The organism is Gemmatimonadota bacterium (assembly GCA_039715185.1).
Classification (GTDB): Bacteria; Gemmatimonadota; Gemmatimonadetes; order Longimicrobiales; family RSA9; genus DATHRK01.
In genome coordinates this window covers 54,802-78,725 of sequence record JBDLIA010000005.1, presented here as the reverse complement: position 1 = coordinate 78,725, position 23,924 = coordinate 54,802, and the positions used below count along the sequence as shown (strand labels likewise).

17 protein-coding genes are annotated in these 23,924 nt (G+C 69.4%); 12 read left to right on the top strand and 5 right to left on the bottom strand.

Annotated elements, in window-relative coordinates:
* The first annotated feature begins 8 nt into the window (after positions 1 to 8).
* From ABFS34_02060 to ABFS34_02025, 8 genes are all read left to right on the top strand, one after another.
* Positions 9 to 1,349, top strand: a complete 1,341-nt coding sequence (locus tag ABFS34_02060) for an aminopeptidase P N-terminal domain-containing protein (GenBank protein MEN8374213.1) — start codon at positions 9 to 11, stop codon at positions 1,347 to 1,349.
* Positions 1,350 to 1,456: 107 nt separating this feature from the next.
* Positions 1,457 to 1,780 (top strand): hypothetical protein, encoded by a 324-nt coding sequence (locus ABFS34_02055; protein MEN8374212.1) that lies wholly within the window; start codon positions 1,457 to 1,459, stop codon positions 1,778 to 1,780.
* A 161-nt stretch (positions 1,781 to 1,941) separates the two neighbouring features.
* Positions 1,942 to 2,637, top strand: a complete 696-nt coding sequence (locus ABFS34_02050) for a TetR/AcrR family transcriptional regulator (protein ID MEN8374211.1) — start codon at positions 1,942 to 1,944, stop codon at positions 2,635 to 2,637.
* 182 nt (positions 2,638 to 2,819) lie between these two features.
* On the top strand, positions 2,820 to 4,244 hold the full coding sequence (locus tag ABFS34_02045) for a TolC family protein (protein ID MEN8374210.1): 1,425 nt from the start codon (positions 2,820 to 2,822) through the stop codon (positions 4,242 to 4,244).
* Between the two features lie 3 nt (positions 4,245 to 4,247).
* Positions 4,248 to 5,393 (top strand): efflux RND transporter periplasmic adaptor subunit, encoded by a 1,146-nt coding sequence (locus ABFS34_02040; GenBank protein ID MEN8374209.1) that lies wholly within the window; start codon positions 4,248 to 4,250, stop codon positions 5,391 to 5,393.
* Entirely contained in the window at positions 5,390 to 8,971 is a 3,582-nt protein-coding gene (locus ABFS34_02035; protein ID MEN8374208.1) for an efflux RND transporter permease subunit, read from the top strand. Before ABFS34_02040 ends, ABFS34_02035 begins: the two co-directional genes overlap by 4 nt.
* 163 nt (positions 8,972 to 9,134) lie before the next feature.
* Positions 9,135 to 9,947, top strand: coding sequence for a hypothetical protein (locus tag ABFS34_02030; GenBank protein ID MEN8374207.1), 813 nt, complete (start codon positions 9,135 to 9,137; stop codon positions 9,945 to 9,947).
* Positions 9,948 to 10,043: 96 nt separating this feature from the next.
* Complete coding sequence (locus ABFS34_02025) at positions 10,044 to 11,429, top strand: hypothetical protein (protein ID MEN8374206.1); 1,386 nt, start codon at positions 10,044 to 10,046, stop codon at positions 11,427 to 11,429.
* A gap of 6 nt (positions 11,430 to 11,435) precedes the next feature.
* Here the strand turns inward: ABFS34_02025 and ABFS34_02020 are convergent, their stop codons facing one another.
* Genes ABFS34_02020 through ABFS34_02010 form a run of 3 tightly spaced genes read right to left on the bottom strand, consistent with a single transcriptional unit; the run spans position 11,436 to position 13,572 of the window.
* Positions 11,436 to 12,197, bottom strand: coding sequence for an exodeoxyribonuclease III (locus tag ABFS34_02020; GenBank protein ID MEN8374205.1), 762 nt, complete (start codon positions 12,195 to 12,197; stop codon positions 11,436 to 11,438).
* Positions 12,194 to 12,685: a GNAT family N-acetyltransferase gene (locus tag ABFS34_02015; protein MEN8374204.1), complete on the bottom strand. Its 492-nt coding sequence runs from the start codon at positions 12,683 to 12,685 to the stop codon at positions 12,194 to 12,196. The genes ABFS34_02020 and ABFS34_02015 overlap by 4 nt, the downstream gene beginning before the upstream one ends.
* Positions 12,685 to 13,572 carry an MBL fold metallo-hydrolase gene (locus ABFS34_02010; protein ID MEN8374203.1) on the bottom strand — a complete coding sequence of 296 codons (888 nt, stop codon included), beginning with the start codon at positions 13,570 to 13,572 and terminating at the stop codon, positions 12,685 to 12,687. Before ABFS34_02010 ends, ABFS34_02015 begins: the two co-directional genes overlap by 1 nt.
* Positions 13,573 to 13,658: 86 nt before the next feature.
* On the opposite strand from ABFS34_02010, the gene ABFS34_02005 reads away from it, so the two are divergent.
* On the top strand, positions 13,659 to 13,919 hold the full coding sequence (locus ABFS34_02005; protein MEN8374202.1) for a hypothetical protein: 261 nt from the start codon (positions 13,659 to 13,661) through the stop codon (positions 13,917 to 13,919).
* On the opposite strand, the gene ABFS34_02000 is transcribed toward ABFS34_02005, so the two are convergent.
* Both ABFS34_02000 and ABFS34_01995 read right to left on the bottom strand, forming a co-directional pair.
* Positions 13,916 to 14,818, bottom strand: coding sequence for a hypothetical protein (locus tag ABFS34_02000; protein MEN8374201.1), 903 nt, complete (start codon positions 14,816 to 14,818; stop codon positions 13,916 to 13,918). The two genes, ABFS34_02005 and ABFS34_02000, sit on opposite strands and share 4 nt — an antisense overlap.
* Before the next feature lie 358 nt (positions 14,819 to 15,176).
* Positions 15,177 to 16,271 (bottom strand): hypothetical protein, encoded by a 1,095-nt coding sequence (locus ABFS34_01995; GenBank protein MEN8374200.1) that lies wholly within the window; start codon positions 16,269 to 16,271, stop codon positions 15,177 to 15,179.
* Positions 16,272 to 16,637: 366 nt separating this feature from the next.
* Between ABFS34_01995 and metH the strand changes: the two genes are divergently transcribed.
* The 3 genes from metH to ABFS34_01980 are packed head-to-tail and all read left to right on the top strand — an operon-like array spanning position 16,638 to position 23,883.
* On the top strand, positions 16,638 to 20,165 hold the full coding sequence (gene metH, locus ABFS34_01990; protein MEN8374199.1) for a methionine synthase: 3,528 nt from the start codon (positions 16,638 to 16,640) through the stop codon (positions 20,163 to 20,165).
* Entirely contained in the window at positions 20,162 to 22,039 is a 1,878-nt protein-coding gene (locus ABFS34_01985) for an ABC transporter permease (GenBank protein MEN8374198.1), read from the top strand. The genes metH and ABFS34_01985 overlap by 4 nt, the downstream gene beginning before the upstream one ends.
* The gene (locus ABFS34_01980) at positions 22,036 to 23,883 is read left to right on the top strand and encodes a bifunctional homocysteine S-methyltransferase/methylenetetrahydrofolate reductase (GenBank protein MEN8374197.1); all 1,848 of its coding nucleotides are present in this window, start codon (positions 22,036 to 22,038) and stop codon (positions 23,881 to 23,883) included. The genes ABFS34_01985 and ABFS34_01980 overlap by 4 nt, the downstream gene beginning before the upstream one ends.
* Positions 23,884 to 23,924 lie beyond the last annotated feature (41 nt).

Here is a 23,924-nt window from a genome sequence, read left to right as displayed (position 1 = left end):
GCGACGACATGAAAAGCGTGGACAAGAACCTTTCTCCCGCCAGCCCGGCCCCCGACGGCGACGACCTCGCGGAGTTCCTGGACCGTCGCGAGCGGATCTCGGGAGCCCTGGGCGATCGCGCCGCGCTGATCCTGCCCGCGGCTCCGCAGTTGCGCTTCGGCCGCGACGGCGAGTTGCGCTATCGGCCCGACCCTGAGCTGTACTACCTGACGGGCTGGCGAGACGCGGGCGCCGTTGCGGTGATCGACCCGACCGACAGCGAGGCGCCGTACCGACTCTTCGTGGCCCCGCGCGATCCGGAAGTCGAGCGCTGGCACGGGCCCGGCGTTGGCCCGGAAGAGGCGGGCGGCGTCTTCGGCGCCGACGCCACCCTGCCGTTGGACGAGCTCGAGTCGCACCTCGCCAAGGCGTTCGGACGGCTGGACCGGGCGTACTACCGCATGGGCGTCGGAGAAGGTACCGACCGGGCCGTTCTGGCCGGTCTCGCGCGCAACCGCAAGGCCCGTCAGCGGGGCGGCGTCGGCCTGCGGGCGGTGGCGGACCCGGGCCATCTCCTGGACCCCCTGCGACGGGTGAAATCGGTCCGCGAGGTCGAGCGAATCCGCCGCGCCGCGCGGGTGACCGCCGAGGCGTTCGAGGAGGCCCGACTGGCGATCCGGCCCGGCGCCGGAGAGTGGCAGGTACAGGCGCCGCTCGAGGCCGGGTTCCGGTCGCGCGGTGCGGCCGGCCCGGCGTTCGAGACGATAGTCGCGGGCGGGGCGAACGCGGTCGTGCTGCACTACACGCGCAACTCCGCGCGCCTCGCCGACGGCGAGTTCGTGCTGATCGACGCCGGGGCGCAGTTGGACCTGTACGCGGCGGACGTGACGCGCACCTGGGCGGTCGGCGGAGCGCTCGGCGGAGCGGCGGCCGAGATGCACGAGATCGTGGTTCGCGCGCAGCGGGCGGCCATAACCGCGTGCCGGCCGGGGGAGAGCGAGCAGTCCGTGCACGACGCCGCCCTGGCCGTGCTGCTCGAGGGTGCCGCGGCGCTCGGGTTGCTGCCCGAAGAGCGGGCCACCGGGGGCGACGCGGCGGAGCACCGTGACATCATCCCGCACCGCACCTCTCACTGGCTGGGGCTGGAAGTTCACGACGTGGGCGACTACGCGACGCCGAGCGGCCCCGTGCCGCTCGAGCCGGGGATGGTGCTGACCGTGGAGCCCGGCTTGTACGTTCCGCTGGACCATCCAACGGCGCCCCCCGAGTTGAGGGGCGTGGGCGTACGCATCGAGGACGACGCGCTCATCACCGAGGCGGGCGCCGATGTGCTGACGGCCGCGTTGGACAGGGCGGCGGGCGGCGACTAGGCGTGCCGGCGCGGACTTCTGCAACGGTACACTAGCTCCGGCACGACCTCTGCAAGGCTAGAAAAGAACACGCTTGACACAAGTACTTTGTGTAGTAAAGTAGAATCATGCAATTCTTTTCGCTTTTCCTTGCCGAGTTTCTCGTCGCTGGGGCGATCGTGGGTCTCGCCGGAGCGATCGTGTGCCGGCCGCTCATTTCCGCGCTCGGACCGCGCCTGGGGGACGGCGCGGTCACCGTAGCGGTTCTCAAGGAGCTGGTGTCCGAACACCTGCAACTATCGCGCAAGCGGTTGGGCTCCGCGGAGGCCAGGATCGCCATCCTCGAGGAGCGGCTGGCCTTCTACGAGGAACTCGCCAGGCCGGCTCTCCTGGCCAGGCCGAAGAAACACCGAAATACAACGATTGAAACACTGGGCGGGTCAAACCCGTAGTTCGTCTCGAGGGTCCGTCGTCGCGCATCGTCGTGCAGGGCGGATCTCCGCACGGAATAGGGACGATCGAACGTAGGCCGCTCCTTTCGGGGAGTATAGCTTTGCGCCGTTGCTGAACGGTGTTAAGTTGTTGGTCTACGTTTAACACGGGAACGACGTTTATGGGCATTGCGGAACGACGGGAGCGCGAGCGCGAGAGCCTCCGGACGACCATCCTGGAGGCGGCGCGCGACCTGCTTTCCGAGGGCGGGCTGGACGCGCTTTCGATGCGATCCATCGCCAAGAAGATCGAGTATTCGCCGGGCACCATCTACCTGTACTTCCGGGACAAGGACGATCTGATCCGGAACCTGGTGTCGGAGGCGATGAACCTGCTGCTCAAGTACATGCGGCGGGCACTCGCGGAGGCGGGACCGGAGGCGACCCCCGCGGAGCAACACCGCGCCACGGGCTACGCCTATGTGCGCTGGGCGATGGAGAACACCGCACACTTCAGGGTGGTGTTCGAGATCCCCGGGGTCGCTCGGATGGTGGACTGTCCGGAGCCCGAACACGAGGCCATGCCGGACCACGAGTCCTTTGATTTCATCACCGAGCTGCTGCGGCGCGCGGTGGCCGTCGGTGAGCTCGAGATCCCCGAGCCGCGACACGGGGCACTGGTAGCCTGGGGCCTCCTGCACGGGCTGATTTCGCTGTACCTGTCCGGGCACCTGTCCCACGATGTCGAAAACGCGGAGGCGTTTCAGCGGCTGGCGGACGCGGCGATCGATTCCCTGTACCGAGGCTGGTTGCCACGGGATGGGGCCGCGCGGCAATCCGCCGCCTCCTTCCTTCAGAAGAGAACTTCATCCTCATGACCAAGTTACTAAGCGCGGGGCGGGCCTCCGTCGTCGCGCTGCTGATAACGGCGTACGCCCCAGGCGCCAGCGCCCAGAGCGCCGCGCCCTCGCAGCTCCGGCCCGACGCCACCGTTCGGCGCGGTTCCCCGGGGCAGAGCGCCCCAGGAGCGACGGACGACGGCGCTCCCCCAGAAAAAAGCGTGCTTACGCTTGAAGAGGCGATCGCGATCGCGCTCGAGAGCAATCGCGACCTGAAGACCGCGCGGCTCGAGCTGCGCAGCGCGGAAGGACTGGTGCGAGAGGCGTACGGGGCGTTCCTCCCGACCCTGGAGTTGACGAGCGGCTACACGAGAAACGTGCTCCGGCAGCAGGGCTTCCTGCCGGCGATCATCTTCAATCCGGACGCCGACCCGAACGAGGTCATCCCGGTGCCGTTCGGCTCGCAGAACGAGTGGTCGTTCACCGCCCTCGCCGAGCAGAACCTCTTTCAGCCCGAAGTCATCGTGGGAGCCGGCGCCGCCGGCACCTTTCGCGAGGTCCAGAACATGGGCGTGCGCGTGCGCGCTCACGACGTCGCGACCCGCACCCGGATCGCCTACTTCGACGTATTGCTGGCCAGCGAGGCCGAACGCCTGAGCGCCAACAGCCTCGCCAGGATCGAGCAGACGCTGAGGGAGACCGAAGCGCTCTTCGAGGCGGGGCTCGCGTCCGAATACGACGCGCTTCGGCTGCGCGTCGAGCGCAACAACGTCGAGCCCGACGTGCGCCGCGCCCAGGACGCGCTGGCGGCCGCCAAGCGCACGCTCGCTGTCGAGATGGGCATGGACGCGATCGATTCGCTCGAGGTGGCCGGGTCGCTGATCGACCCCGGACTGCTGGCGCGCGCGGACGCCGGGCCGGCGGGTACCGTAGCGGTGTCGGCCGTCACGGCCGGCGGGCCTCTGTCGGTGGCGGGCATCGAGCAGCCGGAGGCGCGTCCGGTGGAGGATCTGCTGGACATCATGCGTCGCCAGCGGGCGGACCTGCAGCGCCTGGAGATGACGCGCGACCTCCGCAAAGCGGAGATGCGCGTGGAGCAGGTGGGATACCTGCCCAGGATCAAGGTGTTCGGCAACTACTCCGTGCGTGCCCAGGAGGACGGCGGGCTGTCGTTCTTCGGCGAGAGCGAGCGGCAGCGGGCGGAGACCGCGGCGATCGGGCTGGAGGTCTCGTGGCCGATCTTCCAGGGCACGCAGCGGCTGGCGCGCATCGACCAGAAGCGCTCGGCGCTGAGGCTGGCGGAGACCTCGTATGACCTGGCCTATGACCAGGCCGAGAACGACGTGCGCACGCTCTACGATCGGGTGATCGAATCGCGCGAGCGAGCGCAGGCGCAGGGGGAAGCCGTGCAGGAGGCGCAGCGGGGGTTCTCGATCGCCCGGGCGCAATTCCGCGAGGGCATCAGCGGGCAACTCGAGGTAACGGACTCGGAGCTCGCCCTGCGGCAGAGCGAATTCAACTACGCGCAGGCGGCCTACGACTACCTCGTGGCCCGTGCGCGACTGGACCAGGCGGTGGGAGTGGTGCCGCTGGTTGACACGGAGGAGCCTCTGGAGCTGCCTCCGACCCGACTGGGGAGGCGATAAGCGATGTCGTTCATAGATAGAAGGATTGCGGGGGTCCTCGTGCTCGGCGGCGCCTTCGCGCTCGCCGGCTGTGGAGGTGGGGCCGACGACGCAGAGGCCGCTACCGGCTCCGCGGGTGGCGCGGTCGATGCAGCCGAGTTCGTACGCGCCGTCAACGTGGCCGTCCTGCCGATGCTGGCCGAGTCGTTCACGGAGTACGTGACGGTGACGGGCGAGGTGGAGGCGAACCGCGACGTGGTCGTCGCCGCCGAGGAAGCCGGCGTGATTCGCCAGGTCTACCTGGATCGCGGCGCCCACGTCGGCGCCGGCCGGGCCATAGCCAAGATCGACGATCGCGTCCTCACGGCTCAGGTACGGCAGGCGCGCGCGGCGGCGGACCTGGCGCAGACCACCCATGAGCGCCGCAAGGTGCTCTGGGAGGAGGAGAAGATCGGCTCGGAGATCGCCTACCTGGAGGCGCGTTCGGCGGCCGAGCAGGCCGCGGCCAACCTGACGACGCTCGAAGAACGACTCGCGCGCACCGTCGTGCGGGCCCCGTTCGCGGGGTTCCTGGAGGACCGCATGATCGAGATCGGCAGCAACGTCGCGCCGGGAACGCCGGTCGCGAGGATCGTGGACACGACGCCCGTCAAGGTGGTGGGCGGTGTGCCCGAGCGGTTCGCCGCGGACGTGGCCAATGGACGCGAAGTGTTGATCCTCTTCGAGGTGCTTGGCACCCAGGTGGACGGGGTCGTGTCCTTCGTGGGATCGGCGGTGGACGACCGTAGTCGGACGTTCCCCATCGAGGTGCGCGTCGAGAACCCGGCCGGCACGTACAAGCCGGAGATGAGCGCCAACATCAGGCTCCCCGTGCGGAGCTTCGACGCCGCGGTCGTGGTGCCGCAGGACGCGCTCATCCGCGACGAGGAAGGCTTCGTCGTGTACGTCGCAGTGCCCGACGGTGCGGAGGGCTGGGTGGCCGAGGTGCGCCCGGTCGAAACCGGCGCGGCGGAGGCCGATCGGGTCATGGTCGAGAGCGGCCTGCAGGCGGGCGACCTGGTGATCGTGCTCGGACAGCACCGCGTTTCCGACGGCGATCGCGTGACCATCGTGGAGGATCGGGGCGAGGAGTCGGCCGAGGCCGAATCGGTCCCGGAGGTGATCGAATGATCTTCAGGCGAAACGACAAGGCGAACGGGCACGGTGGGCCCGAGCCGTCCGAGCAGCACGCGCACGCTCTGGGCGGTCAGCCGGACGATCCGGAGCGGCTGTCCAGGTTCAAGGAGTTCTTCCTGACGAGCGTGGCGCTCCGGCATCGGACGAGCGCGCTCGTGCTCCTGGTGATCATCGGCGTGTTGGGTCTGCTTTCGTACAGGGCGCTGCCGCGCGAGTCCAACCCGGACATCACGATCCCGTTCATCGCCGTCAACACGATCTACACGGGCGCGTCGCCCTCCGACGTGGAGCAGCTCGTCACGCGCGTGATCGAGGAGGACCTCAACACGATCGCGGACATCAAGGAGCTCACGTCCACGTCCATCGAGGGCTACTCGAGCATCACCGCCGAATTCGACGCGGACCTGGACGTCGAGGACGCGCTCGCGCAGGTGCGCGAAAAGGTGGATCTGGCGCGGCCCGATCTGCCGGACGACGCGGAGGAGCCGGCCGTCGTCGAGTTCAACCTGTCCGAGCAGCCGATCATGCAGGTGAACGTGTCGGGCCAGTACGGCGCGGCGCAGCTGCGGAATGTGGGCGAGGCGCTGCAGGACAAGCTGGAGCAGATCCCTTCCATTCTCGAGGTGGTGCTGCGAGGCGACCTCGAACGGGAGGTGTCGGTCGACATCGACCTGGCCAAGCTCAAGGCCTACGACGTAGCCTTCCAGGACGTGATCGACGCGATTCGCTCCGAGAACGTGAACATCCCGGGCGGCAGCGTGGATGTCGGCCCCATGAAGTACCTCGTGCGCGTGGACGGGGAGTTCGACGACCCCGCGGGCCTGTCTGACATCGTCGTGCTGGAGAGGGCCGGGCAGCCGATCTACCTGCGCGACATCGCCACAGTGGAGTTCGACTACAAGGAGCGCGACAGCTACGCGCGCCTGGACGGCGCGTCGGTGGTCACGCTGGACGTCATCAAGCGGACCGGCGAGAACATCATCCAGACGTCGGACGCGGTCAAGATCGCGATCGACGAGATGCTGCCCGCTTTCCCGGCGAGCACCAGCATCAAGGTGACCTCGGACGCATCCGAGGACATCCACATGATGGTGAGCAGCCTGGAGAACAACATCATCTCCGGGCTCATCCTGATCGTCGGGGTGCTGCTGTTCTTCCTGGGGATGCGCACGTCGTTCTTCGTCGGCATATCCATCCCGCTGTCCATGTTCCTGTCCTTCATCCTGCTGCGGGCGATGGGGCAGACGCTGAACATGGTCGTGCTGTTCTCGCTCATCCTCGCGCTGGGGATGCTGGTGGACAACGCGATCGTCGTGGTGGAGAACATCTACCGCTACATGGAGCAGGGCTGGGAGCGCAGCGTCGCCGCCCGCAAGGCGGTCGGCGAGGTCGCGGTACCCGTGATCGCAGCGACCGCGACGACGGTAGCCGCGTTCGCGCCGCTGCTTTTCTGGCCGGGCATTGTGGGCGAATTCATGGGCTTCCTGCCCCGGACGCTGATCATCACCTTGTCGAGCTCGCTGTTCGTGGCGCTGGTGATCATCCCGGTGCTGTGCGCGCTGTTCCTGCGAGTGGACGCGGTCCACGACCACAGTCCGCGGGAGGTGCGGCCCCTGCGCCCGGCGGCGCGCTGGACGTTGATCGGGGCAGGTGCGCTCTTCGCCGCGATCGTCTTCTTGGTGAATCCGATTGCCGCGGTGCTGCTCGCGTCCACAGTCGCTGGGCTGTTCCTGCTTCACCACGCATTCCTCAAGCACGCCACGCGCTGGTTCCAGGAGCACGCTCTGCCGCTGCTGGTCGAGTGGTACGAAGACAGGTTGCGCTGGGCATTGGACCACCGGGTGAAGATCGTGCTCGGCACGATGGGCGTCTTCGTCGTGACCCTGGTTGCCTTCCGTGCGTTCAGCGCCGGCGTGGTCTATTTCCCCGAGGACATTCCGCCCGATCAGATCATCGTTCAGGTGGACGCTCCCACGGGCACCGCGGCCGGCTTCACCAATTCCGTGGCCGAGCGCCTGGAGGGCAGGCTGCGGGACGTCCCGGGCGTCACCGTGGACGAGGAATCCGTGGTCTCCACGATCGGTGGCGGCGGCCGCGGCGGCGGTGGGCAGGACGCCGGCACCATCCGCGTAAGCCTGATCGACTACCAGGATCGCGAGTACGACGCGTTCGAGACGATGAGTCAGCTGGAGGCGGCGCTCGTGCGGGGCATCGCCGGCGCCGACGTCACGGTCACCAAGCCGCAGAACGGGCCCAGCACCGGCGGCAAGCCCATTTCACTGGAGATCGTCGGCCCCGACCCGGAGGTGCTCGAGCGGTTGGCCGACGACGCCATGGCGCTCATCGAAGCATCGCCGGTAGCGGTCAAGCTACAGGGGCTGGAGAACGATCTGGACCAGTCGCGGCCGGAGCTGCGCGTGGAGATAGATCGCGCGCGCGCGGGGCTGTACGGCCTGTCCACCGGCGAGGTCGGCAACGCGATCCGCATGGCGGTGCAGGGAATCGAGGCGTCGAAGTTCCGCACGCCGGACGACGAGTACGACATCGTCGTGCGACTCGCCGAGGAGGACCGGGCCGACCTCGAGTCGCTGCGCAACCTGACCGTAGACGCCGACGGACAGCAGATCCCCCTGACCTCGTTGGCCACCTGGTCGGTGCAGGACGGCTACGGCGCTGTCTTGCGCAAGGACCTGGACCGCGTGGCTTCAATCAACTCGGACGTCGCCGCGGGCCAGAACACCAACGCCGTGCTGGCGGAGGTGCGCGGCGTGGTGAGCGACTTCTCGGCGGACCTGCCGGCGGGGTACTCGCTGCGTTTCGGCGGCCAGTCCGAGGACCAGGCGGAGGCGTCCGCGTTCCTGACGACCGCGTTCTTCTTCGCGCTGGCGTTGATCGCGCTGATCCTGATCTCGCAGTTCAACTCGGTGATCAAGCCTTTCATCATCCTGACCTCGGTCATCATGTCGACGGTCGGAGTGCTGGTGGGCCTCATGATCTTCCGCATGCCGTTCGGGATCATAATGACCGGCGTCGGAGTGATCTCGCTCGCGGGCATCGTCGTCAACAACGCGATCATCCTGATCGACTACATCGACATCCTGCGCGAGCGCGAGGGCATGGACCGGCGCGAGGCGCTGGTGGTGGGCGGCAAGACCCGCTTCCGGCCGGTGGTGCTGACGGCGATCACCACGGCGCTCGGACTGGTGCCGCTGGCGATAGGGCTGAACTTCGACTTCTTCGGCCTGTACGGTTCGCTCAGTCCCGAGATGTACTGGGGCGGCATCCAGGCCAAGTGGTGGGGTCCGATGGCGGTCGCGGTGATCGTGGGGATCCTGTTCGCCACGTTCCTGACGCTGGTCTTGGTACCCGTGATGTACTCCATCACCGACGACCTCGCCGACTGGTTCCGGGGCCACTACACCTACGCCGACGAAGTGGACGCCACCGGGACGGGCGGAAGCGGCGGCCAGGCCGACGAGGAGTACGATCGTCGGCCTGCGGGCGAGCGCGAGCCCGAGGCCGAGCAGGTTCCGGTGCTGGCGAGGACGCAGCTGCGACCAGGAGAGGCGTAGACTGGCGCCGGCGGGCGACGCCGATCTATCGATGTCGTCCGCTGGTCGGTTTCCCGGGATCACCGACCAAGCGGCGTCGATGAGTGGCGCGAAGCACACGCGACCGTCAGTCGTAGTACCAGCGGATCCCAAGGTTGCAGCCGGTCCCTCTTCGGTACATGCCATGGAGCTGCTCAGAGACGATCAGGTTCCGAACGCGCGGGTGGAGCGCCGCGAAAGTGCGCGCTCGCACCTGTTCTTCGGTGTCCTGCTGACGGCGCTCGGACTCGGCGCGGCGGCCCTCCCGGTATTCGTCCAGGAGGCGCGCTCCTTCTTCGCCCTGGCGCCGCTCGTCGTCATCGCCGCCTCGCTCCTGCTGGTCGGCCGCGTCGGCATCGGCTCCTTCGCCGCGAGCCGAGATTCCCGCGCCTGGCTCGTGCGCAGGGCGGGAGACCGGACCTACCTGCGCTTCCGGTCCTTCCACAACCGCCGCTTTGACCCCGGCACGCCAACCGTCGCGGCGTTCGCGGCGCAGGAATTGGCGTGGGCTCGGCCGCTCGTGCGGACGCTGCAGGAGCCGGGCGCGGAGGGTGGTTGGACGAGTACGCTGCGGGTGAAGCACGTGGAGATCGGCCTGGCTGCGGGTCCGGCGCCCCGGGAGCTGAGCGAGGCGATCGTCGCCGAGAGCAAGAGGCGGGACTCGCGCGGCGCCCGCACCAACCATCAACCGCTTAGCGTCTCTCCCGCGGGTACCCTCCTGCTGGAGACGGCGCGGCCGGCGGCGGTGGCGGCGTTGCTCGAGGATATCGTCGAGGTCCGCGAAGAAGTCGTCGTCGACGCGCACGACTTCGAGCGCATGAGCGCGGGCCAGAAGTCGACGCACGCGCGCGAGCTCGCCCGCTCCGGGCGTACCATCTCCGCGGTCGCAGCCAAGCGGGAAGCGAGCGGCGGCAGCCTGGCGGACGCGCGGGACAGCATCGGACGCGATCCGGCCTGATCGCCTACTGTGACAGCGTCGGTCACATCGCCCATTGGTCGGGCGTTCTCCGGGGGAAACACGACCCATTCCGGAGCTGCCAAAGTGACCGCTGCCATGCGATTCGCCCTCTTCTCCGCAGTGCTTCTAGCTGCCTGCGGCGACGACCCGGTGGACCCCGGCCCCGAGCCGGGGGTTCCCGTCGAGGTCTCGATCACCGGAGCATCCGCCGCCCTGGTGCAGGGCGACGTCGTGGCTCTCCAGGCCTCGGTCCTGGACGGCAACGGGGACGCCGTAGCGAGGGCGATTACCTGGAGCTTGTCCCCGGCGGGCGCGGGGCTCCTTTCGGATATCGGGCGGCTCGTGGCCTACCAGGCCGGCACGGTGTCCGTGATCGCGACCGCCGACGGCCTGGCCGATACCGCGGCCATTTCGGTCACCGCGCGGGGCCTGTCAGGGTCCTTCACCATCGTGGGCGGCGCCGACCGCACCGACGGCGACAACCTGGATTTCTGGATCGTCGGCAGCCACGCGCTCTCCGGTACGCGCTTCATCGACGGATCCAGGACCGACGCCGTCATCCTGGCGTGGGATGTGTCGACCCCGGCGGCGCCGTTCGTGACGGACTCCGTGATCATCCCGGCGCTGCGGCTGAACGACGTAAAGATCCGCGCCGACGGCGCCTTCGCGGTCGGCACGCGCGAGGTGGTCGACGAGGGTGGCATCGACTTCATCGGCCTCGCCGATCCCGCGCATCCGACGCACCAGTTCTTCCTGACGGATCAGGCCATGGCCGCCGGAGTCCACAACGTCTGGATCGAGGGCGACATCGTATACGTCGCCACCGACGCGACCGGATCACCGAGCGGCATGCGCATCGTGGACGCGAGCCTGGGGGTGCCCGCCGTGGTCGGCGGGTTCGAAATCCCGAGCGCCGATGGCCCGCTGCACGACATCTACGTGCGCGACGGGCTGGCCTTTCTGTCCTACTGGGATGAAGGACTCGTCATCCTGGACGTAGGCGGAGGCGGCGCCGGCGGGGCGCCGACCGCGCCCGTGGAGCTGAGCCGCATCGACCTCGACGGCAATACGCACAACGCTTGGTACTGGCCCGCGACGGGCTATGTCTTCGTCGGCGAGGAGGATTTCCAGAGGCCCGGCATCGTGCGCATCGTGGACGCGAGCGACCCGACGGCGCCCGAGCTGGCCGCCACCATCACGTTCCCCGGGCAGACACCCCACAACTTCTGGCTCGACGAGGCGCGGGAGATCCTCTACATCGGCTGGTACGGTGAAGGGCTGGTGGCCGTGGACGTGAGCGGCCAGCTCGCCGGGGATCTGCGGCTCGGAGGCCGCATCATAACGTCGCTCCGCTACGATGGCGGTGCCGCCAACTGCTTCGACGGGGCTTCCACCTGCACGTTCGCGCCTCAGATCGTGGGCGATAACATATGGGTGATGGACCTGAACAACGGCTTGCGGGCGCTGCGTCCGGATTTCTAGACCGGCCTACACCTCGAACGTAGCGAGCACGGGAGCGTGGTCGCTGGTGCCCACGTCCGCCTGGACCTCGCAGCCCACGACGCGCTCGTACAGCGCCTCGCTGGCGAGCACGTAGTCGATGCGCCAGCCGATGTTGCGCTCACGCAGGCTCCGCCACGGAGCCCACCAGGTGTAGAGCCGGTCGTTGTCGGGGTCCAGCGAGCGGCCCACGTCCACCAACCCCTGCTCGATCACCGAGCCGAGCAGGTCCCTTTCCTCCGGGCGGGTGCCGATCTGGTCCTTCTTGCGCTGCTCCTTGGGGTGCAGGTCGGCGTCCGTGAGCGCCACGTTGAGGTCGCCGCACAGGAGCGCTGAACGGCCCTCGTCTCGCAGCGCGGCCGCGTACTCCCTCAGCGCGCCCAGGAACCACAGCTTGGCCTCGAAGTCCTTGCCGCCGTTGGGCACGTAGATCGACGCGAACTCGATCCCGCCCGCGCTGGCGGTGGCGATGCGCGTCTCGATGTCGAACGCGGGGTGGGAGAACTCGGGGCGGTCCGGAAAGCGCTCCTTGCGCAGGTGCAGAGACACGCCCGAGTAGCCGCCCGTACCGTGCCACACGTTCCAGTAGCCGTCCAGATCACGAAGCCGCTCGGAGAGCACCGAGGGCGCCGCCTTGATCTCCTGGAGGCAAACGACGTCCGGAGAGGCGACGTCCAGCCACGCGTGGAACTGGACCTCGCGCGCACGCACGCCGTTGACGTTCCAGGTGGCGACACTCAGCCGGCTCACGTCAGACGCTTCTCCATCATGAGGACCCGCGGGCCGTAGCCGGTCAGGCGTTCCTCCAGCCCCCGCCAACCCATTCTCTCGTGAAACGCCAGCGAGCCCTCGTTGAGCGGCTCCGTGTTGACCTCGCAGGTCAGGCGCGGGATACCCCTCTGCCGCGCCCAACCCTCGAAGTCCTCGTAGAAGCGCCGGCCCAGCCCGCGTCCCCTGTGGTCCGGCGAGACTACGACTCGGTCGACGTACGCGAAGTCCTCCTCGTCCCGCGCCTCGAACCAGGCCAGGTTCTCGCTGTGGTAGTCGTCTCCGCGGCGAAAGCCGATCAGCATTCCGCCGAGCGCCCCGTCGTCATCGACCGCCACGCGAAAGTAGGGCGCGGCGGACAGGTACCAACGCACGCCGGCCACCGTCTCGTAGCTCAACTCCTGCGCGTTGGCGTTGTTGATCGCCGTGAGCACGCGCAGGTCCTCCAGGGAGGCGTCGCGCAGGCGCACTAGCGGCTGCTCGCCCACCGATGAAGCGCGCGCACGTTGAGCGGTCCCCAGTCCTCGAACTGGCCCCAGTCCGCGTACGCCTCGAGCCGGACTCGCGCCGCCGTTTCGTCCTCGCTCAGGCCCTCTTCGACAGCCGCTTCGACGGCTTCCCGCAAGTCTCCGTAATAGGCTATCTGCCGCTCGATGCTGGAGCGGTCTCCGGCGGGACCGTGGCCAAACACGACGGTATCGAACTCCAGGTCGGGGAGTCGCCCCAGCGTCTCGAAAAACTCCGGGAAGTGATAGTCCGGAAGCTCGCGGAAGCCGACGCGGTCGTGCGACACGAAGTCGACGGCGAACGCGACGCGCTGCTCGGGGACGAGCACGATGGTCATGTTGTCGCTGTGGCTCCTGCCCAGGAAGTGGAGCTCGACGGATCGTTCGGCCGAGCCAAGAGTCAGGATCTCGCGGTAGGTGATGTCGGGCACCGGAAGCGCCGGGTCGTTGCGAGCGGCCAGCTTGGGGGCCGCGGCCTCGTGCGCTATGATCGGCGCGTCGCTGTCCAGCGCCGCCCGCAGGGCGTTCGCGCCGGTGGCGTGGTCGGCGTGATCGTGGCTGTAGACGATTGCGCGCAGGGCGGCGTCGGGAGCCACGGCGCGGATCTCCTCGGCTAGTTGCCGGGCGGCGTCCTCCGAAATCGGATCGACCACAACCACGCCCTCCGGCGCCACCACGAAGAAGGCGTTGTGGAAGTTCCAGCGGAAGGCGTAGATGCCGTCGTCGATGCGGGTCGTCTCGAAGCTCGGGGCATCCTGCGCGGACGCCGACTCCGGGACGAGCGCCGGGATCGTCAGGAGCGCCGCCATCGAGACGTTGAGCAGGCCGGTTCTGAGCGTAGCGCGTGCCACGGGATCCTCCTGGTTCCGGGGGTAGAGGGCCGTCAAGATGCCGGGCACCGCCGGCGACGACAAGGGAACTGAAAGGGGAATCAGCGATGTCGGACCTGTGGTTTCCGGTCGCTCTCCTGGTGGCGGGGGCGATCCTCTACTGGGTGACCTGGCCGATCGCCCGAGCGCTCGCCGCGCGCCGCGGGCCGAGGCCGTCGTTCAACCTCCGGCCGAGCGAAAACACGCGCGCACAGTGGCGGGAGGTGGCGTGGTCGTCGGCGGCGCTGATCGCTACCATGGCGGCGATCCTGGTCCTGTTGGAGACTGCGCAGGCGCTGGGGTGGGTCGTGCCCGGGGGGGCCGGCTAGGGATCTCGGCCTGCGGCAGCGGCCGCCTCTCGTGCGTCTTCGACCCACCGCCGGTGGGCGTCGACCGGCAGGTCGTAGCTGCGGACGAAGGCGTCGAAGTAGCGCGCGGCGGCGGCCTCGTCTCCCATCTCACGCAGCGCGCGGGCGCGCTGCAGGTAGTCCAAGGACGACAGCGCGAGGTCGGCCGCCGCCGCTTCCGGGCGCGAGGCGCCCGGGCGCTCCCACCATCCCAGCAGCGGCAGCGCGTCGTTCGCCTTGCCGTGCCGGATGAACCAGTGGGCGGCGGCGAGCCTGTCGACAGGGGTCAGGAAGGGGTGGGCGGAGTCCTCTGCTGGCACCGGGATAGGTCTGCCTTGCCGGTCCTCCTCCAGCCTGCGAAGGAGCCTCGCCGCGCGCAGCTCTTCGTCGTCCAGGGCCAGTTGAAACGCGCGCAGCGATCTCTCCAGGTCGGTCGATGCCGGCGCCGGCGATTCGGTCAGGCTCAGGCGGGCGCGGTCCATCGCATCGCTGTCGCCCGCTACGGCGGCGGCGATGCCGTCCAGCCACTCCAGCTCGGCGCCCTCGTCTTCATTCCCCGCTGCGCCGTCTTCCATTCCGGCGCGGGCGCGATCCATCACCTCCCGGTCGAGCGCCCCCATCCAATAGCCGATGACCGCCCACCGGTACCGTTCGAGAGGCGGGGACTCGATCGCGTCCAGCGCGAGGCCCCAGGCGCCGCGCGCGGCCAAGCGCGCGTGCACCGCGCCGGGCACGTCCCGCGCCCTCTCGAGAGGCTCCTCCGCTCGCGATTTGGCGGACGCGGTAGACGTGGGTGTGGTGCGTGGCGCGTCCCTACTCGCCGAGTACAGGTACCCTCCTGTCAGCGCGGCGATGAACACCGCCAGGACGGTTACTGCCACCGCGGTCGCACGCGCATTGGGGCGTCCGGGTGGGCTCGAATCGGGTAGGCGAGAGGACATGGTCCGACAGCCTAGACCTGGCCGGTCCGGCCCGCAACGAGGGCGTGGTGGGCCGTACGTTCACCTTCGAGGCTCCGGGCGGCGCCGCATCGACCCCACCGCCTAGCAGGTCGCTGAAGAAGGGTAGCGAGCCGCGTTGGGAGCGCCACGGGGTCGGATGCAAGGCAGCGCGACGAGGCGATACCGCTGCGTATCGGGGAGGAGCGCTAACGACGTCAGACGGCCCCGTGCCGCCCCAACCCGAAGGGAGCAGGCCGCACTCCCCTTTTTCAGCGACCTGCTAGTGCCGCCCTCGACCTCAATCGCTGATGGGCACCTGGAAGGCGTAATCGCGACCGACCGTATCGACCACCAGGCGTCCACGGAACGACGCGGTGTCGAACTGACCGGCATCCTCGACGTTCCATTCGAATGCGTTGAGCCGGATGCTCGGCAAGCCGCCGGTGATGGTCAGGGCGCCCTCCATCGCCATCGTCAGGAGCGGCTCGGCGAACGCGGTCCAGCGCACCGAGAAGTCCCCGCTCAAGCGCGTGCCCGAGGTGAGCGGGCAGTCCGTGAACGAGGCCGTGATCCCCGTCAGCCCCGACAGCGTGTCGGGCAGAACAGCGAACGAACCGCAATCGAAGGTGTGCTCGTGCGGCCCGCGGCCGAACTCCAGCTGCTCGCCAAAGAGGATCCCCGACAGCGCCAGGAGCGGGTCGAACACCACGCGGCGTACGTCGTCATCGGAGAGCGCGGCGAGCTCGTTACCGGGGTTCGGGATGTCGATGGAGGGCGAGGCGCTGAAGACAGCGACAGGCGCACCGCGCGCGTCATAGGCCACGGTCTTGCCCAGCGCGTCGATCGTCGCGGAGTCGGGCTCGATCGCGGCGGCGCGCCCAGCGCCCGCCGCGACATCGATGCCGTCAACCCTCATGTCGGGTAGCGCGATCAGTCCCTCCGCGGTCCTGAGCGTCGCGCTGCCGGTCACTTCCACGCCCACGATCACGCCAAGGGAGTCGGTGGCGGACACGACTTCCAGCTCTCCGTCGAGCACGACTCCGTCCCCCAGGTTGCAGGAATGCGCTGCCGCGATAGTCGTGCTGCCCCGATCCGCGTAGTCGATGAGGCCACGTGGGGGGCAGGGGAGAAAGTTGTCGAAGAAGGCGAAGCCGCGCGACGCCGCGGCGAGCGCGATGGCCGCACCGGCCGCCTTCGAGAGCGCGAGCGTGGTATCCCCCCCGAAGAATCCGATCACGGGCCCAGGGGGCGGTTTCGGCTCCAGGGGGTCGCCGCCGCCGTCCCCGCACGCGCTGCCGATGAGCGACGCCGCGAGCAGCGGGAGCAGGATCGTCCCGCCCGGACGGCGTCTGGTTCGGTTTCGGGGCCCGCGCGCGGCGGAGGAGCGATTCATCGAGAGCCGTTTGGTCTGAAGGGCGGCGCCGGTGCGGGCTGTGTCTGCAGGATCAATCCAGGTCTACATAGTAACGCATCGCTCGCCCGCGGAGTTTTCCATCGCCGCCACCTCGCCACGTTCTCCCAGGATTCCCTTGACCGGCGATCCCCCTTGCCTAGCTTTGAACCACAGTCGGTGCGTCGTCGGGCAGGTCAGCGACGCCGCGCCTCGCTGGGCCGGGGGAGACATTTGCGGCCGCTTGAGACCCCCGGGGCGGTTTGCCCGCCCGAACCAAACGCCTAAAGTGCCGGGACAGAGCGGACGAGGACCCGTACCGATCCCCGCACCACAGGAGTGGTCGCGGGGGTTTTCTATGGGGAGTCGATGAGCGAGTCGCGCTACATCACGAGCCTGGCCGATCGCGTCCTGGTCTACGACGGGGCGATGGGCACGAGCATCCAGACGCTCGGGCTCGGCGCGGCCGACTTCGGAGGCGACGCGCTCGTCGGCTGCAACGACTACCTGGTGATCTCGCGCCCGGATGCCATCGAGCGGGTCCACGCCTCCTTTCTGGAGGTGGGCTGCGACGTGATCGAGACCGACACGTTCCGCTCCAACCGGCTGACCATGAAGGAGTACGGGCTCGAGGACCGGATCGTGGAGATCAACGCCGCGGCCGCTGCGCTCGCCCGCAGCGTCGCGGATCGGTTCTCCACGCCGGACCGACCGCGCTTCGTCGCCGGCAGCATCGGCCCGAGCGGCTTCCTGCCCAGCACGTCGGAGCCCGGCCTGGGCGACGTGACCTACGCCGAGCTCGCCGAGGTCTTCGCCGAGCAAGCGCGCGGGCTGGTCGAGAGCGGCGCGGACGTCCTGCTCATCGAGACCAGCCAGGACATGCTCGAGGTCAAGGCGCAGGTCGCGGGGATCCGCCGCTACTTCGCGGAGTCGGGCCGCACGGTGCCGATCCAGGCGCAGGTCACGCTGGACACCTCGGGCCGCATGCTGCTGGGGACCGACATCGCCGCCGCCGCCACCGTGCTCCGCGCGCTGCGCGTGGACGCGATCGGCCTGAACTGCTCCACCGGGCCGGAGCACATGCGGCAGGCGGTGCGTTGGCTGTGCGAGAACGCGCCGCTGCCTATCAGCGTCATCCCCAACGCCGGCATCCCGCACAACGAGGCCGGGGAGGCGGTCTATCCGCTCACCGCGGAAGCGCTGGCCGACGCGCACGAGGAGTTCGTCGTGAAGTTCGGCGTCAACGTAGTCGGCGGCTGCTGCGGCACCACGCCAGAGCACATCCGCCAGGTCGTGGAGCGCGTGGGCGGCGCGAAGCCCGCGCCCCGCTCGCCCGCGCCGCCGCCGCGCCTGGCCAGCGCGATGACAGCGTTCGACATGAAGCAGATCCCGGCGCCCACGTTGATCGGGGAGCGGGTGAATACGCAGGGATCGCGGGCGGTCAAGCGGTTGCTGCTGGCCGACGATCTGGACGGCGTGCTGGAGATCGCGCGCGGGCAGGTGGAGGGCGGCGCCCACCTGCTGGACGTGTGCGTGGCGCTCACCGAGCGCGCCGACGAGGCGGACCAGATGCGCGAGCTGGTCAAGCGGCTCGCACAGGCGGTGGAAACGCCGCTCGTCGTCGACACCACCGAGGTCGACGTGATGGGGGCGGCGCTCGAGCAGTATCCCGGCCGCGCTACCGTCAACTCGATCAACCTGGAGGCGGGGCGCGCCAAGGCGGACGCGGTGCTGCCCGTTGCGCGCGAGCACGGCGCGGCGGTGGTGGCGCTGACCATCGACGAGGTCGGCATGGCCAAGACCGCCGAGCGCAAGCTGGAGGTCGCGCGCCGGATCGCGGGAATCGCCGTGGACGAGCACGGCCTCGCGGCCGAGGACCTGATCTTCGACGCGCTCACGTTTACCCTGGCGACCGGAGAGGAAGAATTCCGCCGCTCGGCCGTCGAGACCATCGAGGGCATCCGCGCCATCAAGGCCGAGCTTCCCGGCGTTTTCACGAGCCTGGGCGTCTCCAACGTGTCGTTCGGCCTCCAGCCGCATGCGCGCGGCGCGCTCAACTCCGCCTTCCTGCACCACTGCGTGGAGGCGGGGCTGGACATGGCGATCGTGAACCCCGCGCACGTCACCCCCTACGCCGAGGTCGACGACGAGGAGCGGGAGCTCGCCGACGACCTGATCCTCGACCGCCGTCCGGACGCGCTGGCGCGCTTCATCGCGCACTTCGAGGGCGTCGAGGCTACCGCCGAAGAGGCCGCCGACCCCACCGTCCAGATGGCCCCCGACGAGGCCATTCACTGGAAGATCCTGCACCGCAAGAAGGACGGGATCGAGCAGCTGGTGGACGCCGCCATCGCGGGTCGCGCGGGGGTTTCGCCGGAGGACTTGTCGGGTACCAAGGAAGACGCGGCCGCGGTCGCCACGCTGAACGACGTGCTGCTGCCCGCCATGAAGGAAGTGGGCGACAAGTTCGGCTCGGGCGAGCTGATCCTGCCCTTCGTGCTGCAGTCCGCCGAGGTGATGAAGCGCGCCGTGGCAAGGCTGGAGACTTATCTGGAGCGGCTGGACGGGCAGGCCAAAGGGATCGTGGTGTTGGCGACCGTTTTCGGCGACGTCCACGACATCGGCAAGAACCTGGTCCACACCATCCTGGCCAACAACGGCTACGCCGTGCACGACCTGGGCAAGCAGGTGCCCGTGAACGACATCATCGCCAAGGCCGAGGAGGTGGGCGCGGACGCCATCGGACTGTCCGCTCTGCTGGTATCCACTTCGCGCCAGATGCCGGCGTGCGTGCAGGAGCTGTCCGCGCGCGGGCTAGGCTATCCGCTGCTCTGCGGAGGCGCCGCGATCAACCCGTCGTTCGTGCGTCGGGCGGCGTTCCTGGACCCCGAGACCGGGGCGGTGGAGCCCGGGACTGCGGCTGTGTACGAGGCGGGCATCTGGTACTGCAAGGACGCGTTTGCGGGCCTGGAGGCGGTGGACGCGCTGGTCGATCCGACGCGCCGCGACGCTTTCCGCACGGAGCGTCTGCGCGACATCCGCGAAGGTGCCGCGCGCCGGGAGGAGCTCAAGGCGCGGGCGGCGGAGTTGGCGCCCGCCGTTGTCGACGCACGGCCCGCGGCTGACATCGAGGTTCCCACGCCCGCGTTTGCCGGCGTGAAGGTCATCGACCGCATCCCGCCCTCCGAGCTGTTCGAACTGATCGACCTGAACACGCTCTACCGGCTGCACTGGGGCGCCAAGAACGCCAAGGGCGAGGAGTGGGAGCAACTCGTGGGCGAGGAGTACGAGCCTCGGCTGCGGCGCTACGAGCAGGACGCGATCTCCGGCGGGTGGCTGCGCACGCGCGCCGCGTACGGGTTCTTCCCGGCGGCGTCCGAGAGTGACGCGCTCGTGGTGTTCGACCCGCAAGACCCGCTCGCGGAGTCGACGCGCTTCGAGTTTCCACGCCAGCCGGGCCGTGAGCGGCTGTGTCTGGCGGACTATTTCCGCCCCCGGGATGGCGCCCCGACGGACGTGGTCGGCTTCCAGGTCGTGACCGTGGGCGACGCCCTGCTCGAGCGCTCCGAAGCGCTGATGAAGGGGGGCGAATACTCCGAGGGGTTCTTCCTGCACGGTTTCGGCGTGCGCCTGGCCGAGGCCGCCGCCGAGTGGGTACACCGGCGCATGCGTCGGGAGTTGGGCATCGCGCCCGAACGCGGGTTGCGTTACTCGTGGGGGTACCCGGCGTGCCCCGACCACAAACAGCACTTCCGATTGTTCGACTTGCTGCCGGCGCGCGAGCGGCTGGGGCTCGACCTGACCGAAGCCGGGGCGTTGGTGCCGGAGCTGTCCACCGCCGCCCTGGTCGTGCACCACCCCGACGCGAAATATTTCAGCGCGGAGGACGATCGATGAAGTCCCGCACGCCGGCCGCGCTGCGTCCGTTCTTGGCCTCCCCTCTGAGAACCGCGAGCTTGCTCGTCAGCGCGGCGGCCGCGGTGGCCCTGTTCGAGCTCGGGCGGACGGTGCTCGCCGGCGGCGCCGGCTCGAGCGCGGGGCTGGGTTGGGGCTTGCGGCCCGAGTCCGTGCCCGCCGACGGCGGTGTGTTCGGTCGGACGGCCTTCGCCCGCTCCGTGGACTCCCTTCAGGCCGAGGGGCTCGAGGCTCTCCTAACGCTCTTCGCGGGGGTGTTCTGCGCGGCCGTCCTGGCCACCTGCACCAACGCACTCGCCGGCTGGGCGCAGCACGGTCTCGCCCGGCGGAGCGCCAGCGCGACCCGCCGGTCTCTGGGAGAACCCCGGTGGGTGCGCCTGCGCCGATCCGTCGGCCCGCTAGTGTTGATTACCGGCACGGGCGCGCTTCTGGGCGGCGGACCGGGCTGGGCCGTATCGGTGGGGCTGCTGGCCACGCTTCCGGAATCGCTCGCGCGCGTCGGCGCGACCCCGTCGGCGCCCGCCGCGGCGCTCACCGGCGCCCTGCTCGCGCTGGGCGCGGCGCTGCTGGGCCTGCTGTCCACGAGTTTGGGCCGCCGGCGCCTGCCGGCCTTGCTGAGTATTGGCGCTCGCGTCACCGAGGATCCGGCGGTGGGGTTCTTCCGGCGCTCCATGGCGAGCGTCCAGATCGCCGCTTTGGTGACTGTCGTCGGCACCGTGTTCGTCCTGGGCTGGGCGGTCCTATCCCCTCAGCGGGACGCTTGGACGGGGTTCGAGGTCGGTGACACGGCTGTGGCGCGTGTGGAGCTTGGGGGCGTGGGCGAGGAGGCTCTCGCGCTGCTGCACGTTGGAATCCGCGAGTCGCTGTCGACGGCCACGGGAGCGAGCGCGGTGTCCATCTCCAGCCCTGGAACGCTGACGGGACAAGGCGCACGCGACTACGTGACGACGTACTGCGGGGCGTGCCCGGCCGGAGGGATGGTGGTCGACATCATCAGCGTCGACGCCCGCAGGGCCGCGGTGAGCGCGGGGTTCTTCGAGGCGCACGGCCAGGCCGCGCTGGAGGGGCGTTCCTTCGGTACGGAGGACGCTCCGGACGCTCCGGGCGTGGTGCTCGTCAGCGAGTCATACGCGCGCCGATTCGTCGACGGCGTCGCGATCGGCAAGCGCGTCATGGCGAGCGCCCGGGAGCCGGCCTGGTCCACCATCGTGGGGGTCGTGCCGGATCTGCCGGAAGGGGGCTTCGCCGCCGCCGGCGATCCGGTGCCCTCGATTTACCTGCCCGCGGCCCAGGCGCTGCCGTCTCGGTTCGACGTCGCGCTTCAGGGCGTCGAGGAGCCGGCCGAGGTTGATGCCGTCCTGGCGGAGGCGCTCGCGGCCGGGTTGCCAGCGAGCGCGCGCGTCCGGGTATCTGAAGCGCGGCCCTTGGTAGCTCTCCTGGCCGAGACCGCGGCGGCGCCGCGCTGGCTCGCGCTGCTGCTTGCGGCTGCCGCCTTGCCGGCGCTGATCCTGTCCCTCATCGGCATGGTAACCACCATGCGCGAGGACGTGCGTGCGCGCTCCTGGGAATTCGGCATCCGCGCGGCGCTGGGCGCGAGCCCGCGCTCGCTCGCCCGATCTATCGTCCTGCGCGGCGCCGGGGTCGGCGCTCGCGGCCTGGTCGCGGGTCTGCTGATGTTGATGGCCGTGAACCAGACCCTGGCCGACCGGCTGCCCGCGCTAGGCGGCGTGGGAGCGGGGCTCATGGGGTCGCTCGCGCTGGCGGTGATGGTGATCAGCGTAGGCGCCTCGATCGGCCCGGCCCGGCGCGTGAGCCGGTCGGACCCGGGGCTGGCGCTGGCGCGGCGCGACGCGTGAGCGACATCCGCGCGCTCATCGAAGACGGCCGCCCGCACCTATTCGATGGCGGAATGGGCACGATGTTGTACTCGGGCGGCGTGTTCATCAATCGCTGCTACGACGAGCTCAACGTCACCGAGCCGGCGATCGTGGGCGACATTCACAAGGCCTATGCGCGCGCGGGCGCGGAGATCGTCGAGACCAATACCTTCGGAGCCAATCGCGTCAAGCTGACCCAGCACGGCCTCGGAGACAGGGTGCGCGAGATCAACGCGCGCGCCGCGGAGATCGCGCGTCGGGCCGTCGCCGAGGACGTGGCCGTCGGCGGCTCCATAGGTCCGCTGGGGATACGGATCGAACCCTACGGTCCCACCTCCGTCGACGAGGCACGGACGTTCTTCCGGGAACAGGTGGAAGGACTGCTGGAGGGAGGGGTCGACGGCTTCGTGCTCGAGACCTTCTCGTTCCTGGAGGAGATCAGGCAGGCGCTGGAGGCGGTTCGCGAGTTGACCGACCTGCCGGTGTTCGCGCAGATGGCCATCGGCGAGGACGGGAGTACCGCGTACGGCACCGCCCCGGAGGTGTGCGGGGCGAGGTTGTCGGAGTGGGGCGCCGACGTGGTCGGGCTGAACTGCTCGGTCGGTCCCCACGGAGTGCTCCAGGCCGTTGATCGGATGGCCCCCGTGGTTGGCGTGCCGCTGTCCGCGCAGCCCAACGCGGGACTGCCGCGCGAGGTGCACGGCCGCCAGATGTACATGGCTTCGCCGGAGTATTTCGCCAAGTACACGCGGCGACTGCTCGACGCGGGCGTGCGGTTCGTCGGCGGCTGCTGTGGCACCACGCCGGAGCACGTGCGGCGCATGGCCGATGTGGTGCGGATGCGATCCCCCCGCGTCACCGTGTCCGTGGGAGAAATGCCCGTCGGCGGCCCCGCTCCGCGCGAGCCGGTACCGCTGGCAGACCGCTCCTCCATCGGCGCGAAGCTCGCCCGTGGTGAATTCGTGACCTCGGTGGAGATCGTTCCCCCCAAGGGGATCGACCCGGCGCGCATGCTCGGGGGCGTGCGGACCCTGCGCGAAGCCGGCGTCGACGGCGTCAACGTACCGGACGGCCCTCGCGCGCAGATGCGCATGAGCGCGCTGGCCACGTCCGCATTGATCCAGCGGGAAGGCGGCATCGAGCCGATCGTCCACTACAGCTGTAGGGACCGCAACCTGCTGGGCATGCTGTCGGACCTGCTGGGCGCGCACGCGCTGGGGGTTCGCAACCTGCTGATCGTCACGGGGGACCCGCCCAAGATGGGCCCGTACCCGGACGCCACCGCGGTCTTCGATATCGACTCCATCGGCCTCACCAACCTGGTGTCGCGGCTCAACCACGGGCTGGACCCCGGGAACAACGCCATCGGCGAGCCGACGGAGTTCGCGATCGGGGTGGCCGCCAATCCCAGCGCAGTGGACGCCGAACACGAGCTCGAGCGCTTCCACTGGAAGGTCGACGCGGGTGCCGAGTTCTGCGTCACGCAGCCGGTCTTCGACCCCGCCCAACTGCTGGACTTCGTGCGCAGCGCCCAGGAGCGGGACATGAGCATTCCGGTTGTGGCCGGCATATGGCCGCTGGTGTCGGCACGCAACGCCGAGTTCCTGGCCAACGAGGTGCCGGGGATCAGCGTGCCGGACCCGGTCATCGAGCGCATGCGCGCGGCCAGCGCGCGCGGCAAAGAGGACGCGCTGGAGGAGGGCCTCGCGATCGCCCGCGAATGCCTGGCGGCGGTCCGCGGCGTGATCCAGGGCGTGCAGGTGAGCGCGCCGTTCGGGCGCGTCGAGGTGGCGTTGAGCGTGCTGGACGGCGTCGCTTCTTGATACACCCGCGCCGGCCTCCGATCTTGCCCGCGCGACCCCTG